We start from the raw sequence: 9,129 nt of genomic DNA, 5'->3' as shown, positions 1-9,129 counted from the left end.
AACTTTACTTTTGCTTTACAATGAACCACCTGGAACGGTGGTCTTAAGAAACAGCATAAAGAAAGGAGGAAACACGATGCCAACCATTAACCAATTGGTACGGAAAGGGCGTCAGGTAAAAACCAAAGGATCTGATTCACCAGCTTTGAATAAAGGATATAATAGTTATAGAAAAGTACCAACGGATCAGGATTCTCCTCAAAAACGCGGGGTCTGCACCCGGGTAGGAACGATGACACCAAAAAAACCGAACTCCGCATTGCGTAAATACGCCCGTGTACGTTTGACCAACCAAATTGAAGTTACTGCTTACATTCCCGGAATCGGACACAATCTTCAGGAACACAGTGTTGTGCTGATCCGTGGAGGCCGTGTGAAGGACCTTCCGGGTGTGCGGTATCATATCGTACGTGGAGCTCTGGATACTGCTGGTGTACAGAACCGTAAGCAAAGCCGTTCAAAATACGGTACAAAACGTGCCAAAAAATAAAGGTTCATGAATCAATGAAAGGAGGAATCAACTGATGCCGCGTAAGGGACCAGTACCACGCAGGGATGTGCTGCCGGATCCGCTTTATAATTCCAAACTGGTAACGCGATTGATTAATCGCATTATGATCGATGGAAAAAAGGGGAAGGCCCAGAACATTCTATATAAAGCATTTAATCTTGTGAAAGAGAGATCGGGAAACGATCCTATGGAAGTATTTGATCAAGCGTTGAAGAACGTAATGCCCGTCCTGGAAGTAAAAGCACGCCGTGTAGGCGGGGCGAACTATCAGGTGCCGATCGAAGTGAAACCCGACCGCCGCACGACACTCGGGCTTCGCTGGATTGTAAGCTATGCTCGTCTCCGTGGAGAAAAATCCATGGAAGAACGCCTGGCAAATGAAATCCTTGATGCTGCCAATAATACAGGATCAGCCGTGAAGAAACGCGAAGATACACACCGCATGGCTGAAGCGAACAAAGCATTCGCCCACTATCGTTGGTAGTTTTTATTCAATCCAAATACCCTATTAACTAAATAGTTATGGAAAGGAGAAAATGAAAGTTCATGGCACGAGAATTCTCCTTAGAAAAAACTCGTAATATCGGGATCATGGCTCACATCGATGCCGGTAAAACCACTGCTACAGAACGCGTTCTTTATTATACGGGACGTATCCATAAGATCGGGGAAACGCATGAAGGCGCCTCCCAGATGGACTGGATGTCCCAGGAACAGGAACGGGGAATCACGATCACATCTGCTGCTACTACTGCGCAGTGGAAAGGTCACAGAATCAACATTATAGATACTCCGGGGCACGTCGACTTCACCGTAGAGGTAGAACGTTCGCTGCGTGTGCTGGATGGATCAGTGGCAGTGCTGGATGCGCAGTCCGGCGTGGAGCCGCAGACGGAAACGGTGTGGCGCCAGGCTACGACGTACCATGTTCCGCGTATTGTTTTCGTTAATAAGATGGATAAGGTCGGAGCTGATTTTCTATATTCATGCTCAACCTTAAAGGATCGTCTGGATGCGAATGCTCATCCTGTACAGCTCCCGATCGGGGCTGAGGACAGCTTTGAAGGAATTATCGACTTGATTAACATGCAGGCATTCTACTATATGGATGACCTGGGCACACGGGCAGAAGCCCGCGAAATTCCGGATGAATACAAGGAGCAGGCAAACGAATACCGCGAGTCCCTTGTAGAAGCTGTTGCTGAACTTGATGAAGACCTCATGATGAAGTATCTTGAGGGAGAAGAAATCAGCACGGACGAATTAAAAGCCGCCATCCGTAAAGGCACATTAAATGTTGAATTTTATCCTGTTCTATGCGGATCTGCTTTTAAAAACAAAGGGGTTCAGCTCATGATTGACGCTGTTATTGACTACCTGCCTTCCCCGCTCGATGTACCTGCGATTAAAGGTATTCTTCCTGACAGTGAGGAAGAGGTGGAAAGAACAGCCGATGATGAGGGGCCGTTTGCTGCCCTTGCTTTTAAAGTGGCAACCGACCCTTATGTCGGGAAGCTGACTTTCTTCCGTGTGTATTCCGGAAAACTGGATGCAGGTTCTTATGTCCGGAATACGACGAAAGAAAAAAGAGAAAGAGTTGGACGTATTCTGCAGATGCACGCCAACTCCCGGGAAGAGATTTCTACCGTTTATTCCGGTGATATCGCTGCCGGCATTGGTTTAAAAGACACCGGTACGGGAGACACTTTATGTGATGACAAAAGCCGTGTCATTCTGGAGTCGATGGACTTTCCGGATCCCGTTATCCGTTTGTCGGTGGAGCCAAAATCAAAGGCAGACCACGACAAAATGGGGATTGCGCTCGGCAAGCTAGCTGAAGAAGATCCGACATTCCAGACGGAAACAGATGAAGAAACCGGCCAAACCATTATCAAAGGGATGGGTGAACTTCATTTGGACATCATCGTGGACCGTCTGAAAAGAGAATTTAAAGTCGATGCTACGGTCGGTGCTCCGCAGGTTTCCTATCGTGAAACGATCAGAGAATCTGCGAACTGCGAAGGTAAATTCGTGCGTCAGTCCGGTGGACGCGGACAATACGGCCACGTCTGGGTTACCTTTGAACCGAACGAAGAAGGCGGCGGCTTTGAATTTGTCAATAAAATCGTCGGTGGTGTTGTTCCGCGCGAATATGTACCTTCCGTACAGCAGGGTATAGAAGAAGCCCTGGACAACGGTCTGCTGGCAGGATATCCAATGGTTGACGTAAAGGCTACTTTGTTTGATGGTTCCTACCACGATGTAGACTCGAACGAAATGGCATTTAAAGTAGCTGCTTCGATGGCTCTTAAAGAAGCGAAAAACCATTGTAAACCGGTTCTGCTGGAACCATTGATGAAAGTGGAAGTCGTCGTGCCGGAAGAATATATGGGCGACGTTATGGGAGATGTCACCTCCCGGCGCGGACGTGTAGACGGAATGGAAGCACGGGGTAACTCCCAGGCAATTAAGGCATTTGTTCCGCTTGCTGAAATGTTTGGCTATGCGACAAACCTTCGTTCCATCACTCAGGGACGCGGCAACTATACCATGTTCTTTGACCACTATGAAGAAGTACCGAAGAGCATTTCAGAAGAAATCATCAAGAAAAACAGCGGTGAATAAATTTTTCTTGAAAGATTGTCTCGGACATTGTTTTAATGTAAGCTGAGGAAGGTGATTCCCTTGTACGAAACACCTTTTTCGGCTTCAATATAATTAACCTGTATTAAGGGAGGAAACTTACAATGGCAAAAGAAAAGTTTGATCGTTCCAAAACGCATGCGAACATTGGCACTATCGGCCACGTAGACCATGGTAAAACAACACTTACAGCAGCTATCACTACGGTACTCAACAAGCAGTCCGGTACTGGTGAAGCTAGAGCTTACGATACCATCGACAACGCTCCGGAAGAGCGCGAACGTGGCATTACAATCTCTACTGCACACGTAGAGTATGAGACAGAAACTCGGCACTATGCACACGTGGACTGCCCGGGACATGCGGACTATGTGAAGAACATGATCACAGGTGCCGCGCAAATGGACGGAGCTATCCTCGTTGTCTCCGCAGCTGACGGCCCAATGCCGCAGACTCGTGAACATATCCTGCTTTCCCGTCAGGTAGGCGTACCATCTATCGTTGTATTCCTGAACAAAACAGACATGGTGGATGACGAAGAGCTGCTTGAACTCGTTGAAATGGAAGTTCGTGACCTTCTTTCTGAATATGACTTCGACGGCGATGAAACACCGGTTGTTAAAGGCTCCGCCCTTCAGGCAATCGAAGGTGCAGAAGAGCATGAGCAAGCTATTCTCGACCTCATGGAAGCTGTAGACAGCTACATTCCAACTCCGGACCGTGACAAAGACAAGCCGTTCATGATGCCGGTAGAGGACGTCTTCTCTATCACTGGACGCGGTACTGTTGCGACCGGCCGTGTGGAGCGCGGAATGCTTAACGTCGGTGATGAAGTTGAAATTATCGGTATCGATGAAGATAAGCGCAAGACTACCGTTACCGGAGTAGAAATGTTCCGTAAGCTTCTTGACTATGCAGAAGCAGGGGATAACATTGGGGCACTTCTCCGCGGGATTAATCGTGAAGACATTAAACGCGGTCAGGTGCTGGCGAAGCCAAACTCCATCACTCCGCATACTAAATTCCAGGCGGAAGTTTACGTGCTTTCTAAAGAAGAAGGCGGACGTCATACTCCATTTTTCCAGAACTATCGTCCGCAGTTTTATTTCCGCACCACGGACGTTACAGGCGTTATCGAACTGCCGGAAGGCGTTGAAATGGTTATGCCTGGAGACAATGTGGAAATGACGGTAGACTTGATTCAGCCAATCGCGATCGAAGAAGGTACGAAGTTCTCGATCCGTGAAGGTGGACGTACGGTTGGCGCCGGCGTTGTATCTGTTATCGAAAAGTAATGGATAGAATAAAACGGGAGCTGTATCAAAAGGTACAGCTCCTTTTCTATGACAAAGAGAAATCAAGCCGATAGAGTGGTAGGCGGGGCATTCCGCTATGCTCTGGCTGGAAACGGTCACGTCCTGTGACCGATACCCTTTTGGCTGGGATACATAGGGGAACAACGAGAACGTCTCGTCAACTCGTTTTTTTGCTGTAATAACGGCGTCCAAACAAAAAAGGCTGAGCAAATATCAGGACCTGTGTTCCAATTTGGCAAAGAGAACAGCAAAATAAAAGGAATTCTTTAAAAAACTCCTTGCATTCAGCTTATAGAATCATTATAATAGATAAAGTGTGACCATGGACTATGTATTCTGCTGATTTGGAAGCATCATTGATAAACACTGTAGCAGCAGGTATTAGCTGTGGTCCAGGCGATGATGTGAAAGGTTACCGATACACCCGGCCCCTTTGCCATGACGGGTGGGCGGAAAATTTTCACGGAGTATGTCTGTAAAAATCGGGCGATAAAGGAGGGCTTATTATGGCAAATGAAAAGATACGCATTCGTTTGAAAGCTTATGATCACCGTGTGCTGGACCAGTCCGCAGAAAAGATTGTGGATACAGCCAAGCGTTCTGGTGCGGGTGTTTCTGGACCGATCCCGCTGCCGACGGAAAAATCGGTATACACCATCCTGCGGGCAACACATAAGTTTAAGGATGCTCGTGAACAATTCGAGATGCGCACCCACAAACGGCTTATCGATATTGTCAATCCGACGCCGCAGACGGTCGATGCGCTGATGCGTTTAGATCTGCCATCTGGTGTCGATATCGAAATAAAATTATAGGAAAACATGAAACTAAATCTACAGATAAAAATAGGAGGTGTGACGAATGACCAAAGGAATCTTGGGCAGGAAAATAGGCATGACCCAGTTGTTTAATGATAATGGCGAACTTCTTCCAGTCACTGTTATTGAAGCGGAGCCTAACGTGGTTCTTCAAAAGAAGACTGCAGAATCAGACGGATATGAAGCCATTCAACTTGGGTTTGCCGATAAGAAAGAATCCCGCGCAAATAAACCGGAAAAAGGCCATGCTCAAAAGGCCGGCACCGAACCCAAGCGCTACACTCGTGAACTCCGCGACGTTGAAGGAGAATACGAAGTTGGTCAGGAAGTCAAAGTTGATACATTTGCAGAAGGGGACATCGTGGATGTGAGCGGAAAGTCCAAAGGGAAAGGTTTTCAGGGCGCCATCAAACGTCATAACCAGGCCCGCGGACCGATGACACATGGTTCCCGTTTTCACCGCAGCCCAGGTACGATGGGTCCAATTGACCCAAACCACGTTCTTAAAGGGATGAAACTTCCTGGACGTATGGGTGGAAACAATGTTACTGTACAAAATCTTGAGATTGTAAAAGTAGATACAGACCGTAACCTGCTTTTAGTGAAAGGGAATGTACCTGGAGCTAGAAAAAGCTATGTGACGGTCCAGTCCGCAGTTAAAGCGGTAAAATAACGTCTGAAGGAAAGGAGGCTCCATCATGCCGAAAGTAGATGTTTTAAACCAGTCAGGCTCAAAAGTAGGGGATATTGAACTCTCTGAAACTGTTTTTGGGATTGAACCAAATAAACACGTTCTTCATGATGCGGTGTTGATGCAGCAGGCATCGCAGCGTCAGGGGACGCATAAAGTGAAAAACCGTTCAGAAAGAAGAGGAGGCGGCCGCAAACCATGGCGCCAAAAAGGCACAGGACGCGCACGTCACGGCTCCATCCGCTCTCCTCAATGGGTAGGAGGCGGTATTGTCTTTGGTCCGACCCCAAGGCAATATAGCTATAAACTGCCGAAAAAAGTACGCAGACTTGCTATTAAATCAGCCTACTCCAGCAAGGTGAAAGAGGGAGAGGTTATTGTTGTTGATAACCTTCAGCTTAAAGCACCAAAGACGAAGGATATGTTGAAGATTTTATCAAGTCTGTCTGTGGAAGAAACGGCACTCGTCGTGACAGCTGACTATAATGAGCAGGTAGCTCTTTCTGCACGGAATATTCAAGGAGTGACCTTTGCTGCTGTTAATAATGTAAATGTGCTTGAATTGCTCAAGCATGACAAACTGGTCATCACCCAGGACGCAGTAGAGAAGGTAGAGGAGGTGCTGGCATAATGGAAGCACGTGATGTGATTAAGCGCCCCGTTATTACGGAACGTTCCGCCGATTTAATGGATGAAAAAAAATATACGTTTGAAGTTGACGTGAAAGCAAACAAAACACAGATTCTAAAAGCGATCGAAGAAATTTTCGATGTGAAAGTAGACAAAGTCAACACGCTTAATTATAAAGGGAAATTCCGTCGTTTCGGCCGTTATACCGGTTATAAACCAAAGCGGAAAAAAGCAATTGTAACGCTTACTCCAGACAGTGAAGAAATCGAATTCTTCGAAGGAGTATAAACCAGAGAGTGAAGGAGGGAAATAAACATGGCTATAAAAAAGCAAAAACCAACCACGAATGGACAGCGATTCATGTCTGTGAATCAGCATAGTGAAGTTACTACGGATAAACCTGAAAGAACTTTACTTGAACCGAAGCATAGAAAGGGCGGACGGAATAACCAGGGCCGTATCACGGTGCGTCATCAAGGCGGAGGTCATAAACGGCAGTTCCGCGTTATTGATTTTAAACGTGATAAGGATGATGTGCCGGGTCGTGTGGCAACGATTGAATACGATCCAAACCGTTCTGCTAATATCGCTCTGATTCATTATAAAGATGGGGAAAAGCGCTACATTCTTGCGCCAAAAGGTTTGAAGGTAGGACAAGAGATTGTATCCGGATCGGACGCAGATATTAAAACCGGAAATGCCCTTCCCCTAGCCGATATTCCAGTAGGTACCATCATTCATAACATTGAACTGAAACCTGGACGGGGAGCGCAATTAGTTCGTTCAGCCGGAGCAGAAGCACAAATCCTCGGGAAAGAAGGAAAATATGTGCTGGTACGCCTGCGTTCAGGGGAAACGAGACTGATCCTCGCAACTTGCCGTGCTACCGTCGGGCAGGTTGGTAATATTGAACATGAGCTGGTTGTTATCGGAAAAGCCGGCCGTGGCCGCTGGCTCAACAAACGTCCGGTTGTCCGCGGTTCCGCTATGAACCCGAGCGACCATCCTCACGGAGGCGGGGAAGGCCGCGCACCAATCGGCCGGAAGTCACCTGTATCCCCTTGGGGTATGCCGACTGTTGGTTATAAAACACGTAAGAAAAACAAAGACACCGATAAATATATTGTCCGTCGCCGCAAGAAGAAGAAGAAATAAAATAATAGCACAGCGATTCGGCAGAACCGCTGAGTCACTCGCGAAAGGAGGTTTCCTTATGGGTCGCAGTTTAAAAAAGGGACCTTTTGTCGATGATCATCTGATGAAAAAGGTCGAGAATCTTAACGAAAAGAATGATAAGCAGGTAATAAAAACGTGGTCCCGCCGTTCTACAGTATTCCCGGAGTTCGTAGGACACACTTTCGCTGTTTATGACGGCAGAAAACATGTACCGGTATATGTTTCTGAAGACATGGTTGGCCACAAACTTGGTGAGTTCGCACCAACAAGAACGTTTAAAGGCCACAAAAACGATGATAAGAAAACGAAACGGTAAAAAAGAGGGGAGGTTCTAAGAATGCAAGCCAAAGCAGTTGCTAAACAAATTCGCATTGCCCCTCGCAAAGCACGGTTAGTCGTTGACCTCATTCGGGGCAAAGACATCGGCGAAGCTGTCGGGATTTTAAAAAACACGCCAAAAGCTGCTTCACCTGTTGTCGAAAAGGTTTTGAATTCCGCTGTAGCTAATGCGGAGCACAACTATGAAATGGAACCGGAAGATCTATATATCAGTGAAATCTTTGTAGATGAAGGCATTACACTGAAACGCTTCCGTCCGCGTGCCATGGGACGTGCAACGCGAATAAACAAACGCACCAGCCACATTACAGTTGTGGTATCAGAAAAGAAGGAGGGATAATGAGTGGGTCAAAAAGTAAATCCAGTAGGTCTTAGAATTGGAGTTATCCGTGATTGGGATTCCAAATGGTTCGCTGAAAATAACTATGCGACGTTATTACACGAAGACATTAAAATTCGTGAGTATATAGAAAGTCGATTGAAAGATGCAGCGGTTTCCACGGTGGAAATTGAACGGGCGGCCAACCGTGTAAATATCACGATTCACACTGCCAAGCCGGGAATGGTTATTGGTAAAGGCGGTTCTGAAGTGGAAACACTCCGTAAATCATTAAATGATATCACGGGAAAAAGAGTTCATATAAATATTGCTGAAGTAAAACAGGCAGATCTGGACGCAAGACTAGTGGCTGATAACATCGCACGCCAATTGGAAAACCGGGTATCATTCCGCCGCGCGATGAAGCAATCGATTCAACGTACACTGCGTGCCGGAGCCCAGGGTATCAGAACAGAAGTATCCGGTCGTCTTGGCGGTGCAGATATTGCACGTAACGAAAGTTATAATGAAGGTACTGTTCCACTCCACACATTGCGTGCCGATATCGACTATGGTACAGCAGAAGCTGACACTACCTACGGCAAGCTTGGTGTGAAGATCTGGATATATCGTGGAGAAGTCCTTCCATCGAAAGGTTCGAATAACGAGGAAGGAGGAAACTAATT

At 46.8% G+C, this 9,129-nt stretch carries 12 protein-coding genes; all 12 read left to right on the top strand.

Annotated elements, in window-relative coordinates; translation table 11 throughout:
• Positions 1–76: 76 nt before the first annotated feature.
• The 12 genes from rpsL to rpsC all read left to right on the top strand — a co-directional run bounded on the left by rpsL (position 77) and on the right by rpsC (position 9,127).
• Positions 77–490: a 30S ribosomal protein S12 gene (gene rpsL / locus G475_RS0117620; RefSeq protein ID WP_026702403.1), complete on the top strand. Its 414-nt coding sequence runs from the start codon at positions 77–79 to the stop codon at positions 488–490.
• 34 nt (positions 491–524) lie between these two features.
• Positions 525–995 carry a 30S ribosomal protein S7 gene (rpsG, locus tag G475_RS0117615; protein ID WP_026702402.1) on the top strand — a complete coding sequence of 157 codons (471 nt, stop codon included), beginning with the start codon at positions 525–527 and terminating at the stop codon, positions 993–995.
• A gap of 62 nt (positions 996–1,057) precedes the next feature.
• The gene (gene fusA / locus G475_RS0117610; RefSeq protein WP_026702401.1) at positions 1,058–3,136 is read left to right on the top strand and encodes an elongation factor G; all 2,079 of its coding nucleotides are present in this window, start codon (positions 1,058–1,060) and stop codon (positions 3,134–3,136) included.
• A 122-nt stretch (positions 3,137–3,258) separates the two neighbouring features.
• Positions 3,259–4,449, top strand: coding sequence for an elongation factor Tu (gene tuf / locus G475_RS0117605; RefSeq protein WP_026702400.1), 1,191 nt, complete (start codon positions 3,259–3,261; stop codon positions 4,447–4,449).
• Positions 4,450–4,976: 527 nt separating this feature from the next.
• Positions 4,977–5,285 carry a 30S ribosomal protein S10 gene (gene rpsJ, locus G475_RS0117600; protein ID WP_026702399.1) on the top strand — a complete coding sequence of 103 codons (309 nt, stop codon included), beginning with the start codon at positions 4,977–4,979 and terminating at the stop codon, positions 5,283–5,285.
• A 46-nt stretch (positions 5,286–5,331) separates the two neighbouring features.
• Positions 5,332–5,961, top strand: coding sequence for a 50S ribosomal protein L3 (gene rplC, locus G475_RS0117595; RefSeq protein ID WP_026702398.1), 630 nt, complete (start codon positions 5,332–5,334; stop codon positions 5,959–5,961).
• A gap of 25 nt (positions 5,962–5,986) precedes the next feature.
• A complete protein-coding gene (gene rplD / locus G475_RS0117590) occupies positions 5,987–6,610 on the top strand; it encodes a 50S ribosomal protein L4 (RefSeq protein WP_026702397.1) in 624 nt (207 codons plus the stop codon).
• Positions 6,610–6,897: a 50S ribosomal protein L23 gene (gene rplW, locus G475_RS0117585; protein ID WP_026702396.1), complete on the top strand. Its 288-nt coding sequence runs from the start codon at positions 6,610–6,612 to the stop codon at positions 6,895–6,897. Before rplD ends, rplW begins: the two co-directional genes overlap by 1 nt.
• A gap of 27 nt (positions 6,898–6,924) precedes the next feature.
• Positions 6,925–7,764, top strand: coding sequence for a 50S ribosomal protein L2 (gene rplB / locus G475_RS0117580; protein ID WP_026702395.1), 840 nt, complete (start codon positions 6,925–6,927; stop codon positions 7,762–7,764).
• Positions 7,765–7,822: 58 nt separating this feature from the next.
• Positions 7,823–8,101 carry a 30S ribosomal protein S19 gene (gene rpsS / locus G475_RS0117575; RefSeq protein ID WP_026702394.1) on the top strand — a complete coding sequence of 93 codons (279 nt, stop codon included), beginning with the start codon at positions 7,823–7,825 and terminating at the stop codon, positions 8,099–8,101.
• A gap of 21 nt (positions 8,102–8,122) precedes the next feature.
• Positions 8,123–8,464, top strand: a complete 342-nt coding sequence (gene rplV, locus G475_RS0117570; protein WP_026702393.1) for a 50S ribosomal protein L22 — start codon at positions 8,123–8,125, stop codon at positions 8,462–8,464.
• Positions 8,465–8,467: 3 nt separating this feature from the next.
• Entirely contained in the window at positions 8,468–9,127 is a 660-nt protein-coding gene (rpsC, locus tag G475_RS0117565) for a 30S ribosomal protein S3 (protein WP_026702392.1), read from the top strand.
• Positions 9,128–9,129: the final 2 nt, after the last annotated feature.

The organism is Salibacterium aidingense DSM 18341 (assembly GCF_000429685.1).
Classification (GTDB): Bacteria; Bacillota; Bacilli; order Bacillales; family Marinococcaceae; genus Salibacterium; species Salibacterium aidingense.
The sequence above is the reverse complement of the archived record's forward strand: the minus strand, read 5'-3'. Positions and strand labels throughout refer to the sequence as shown.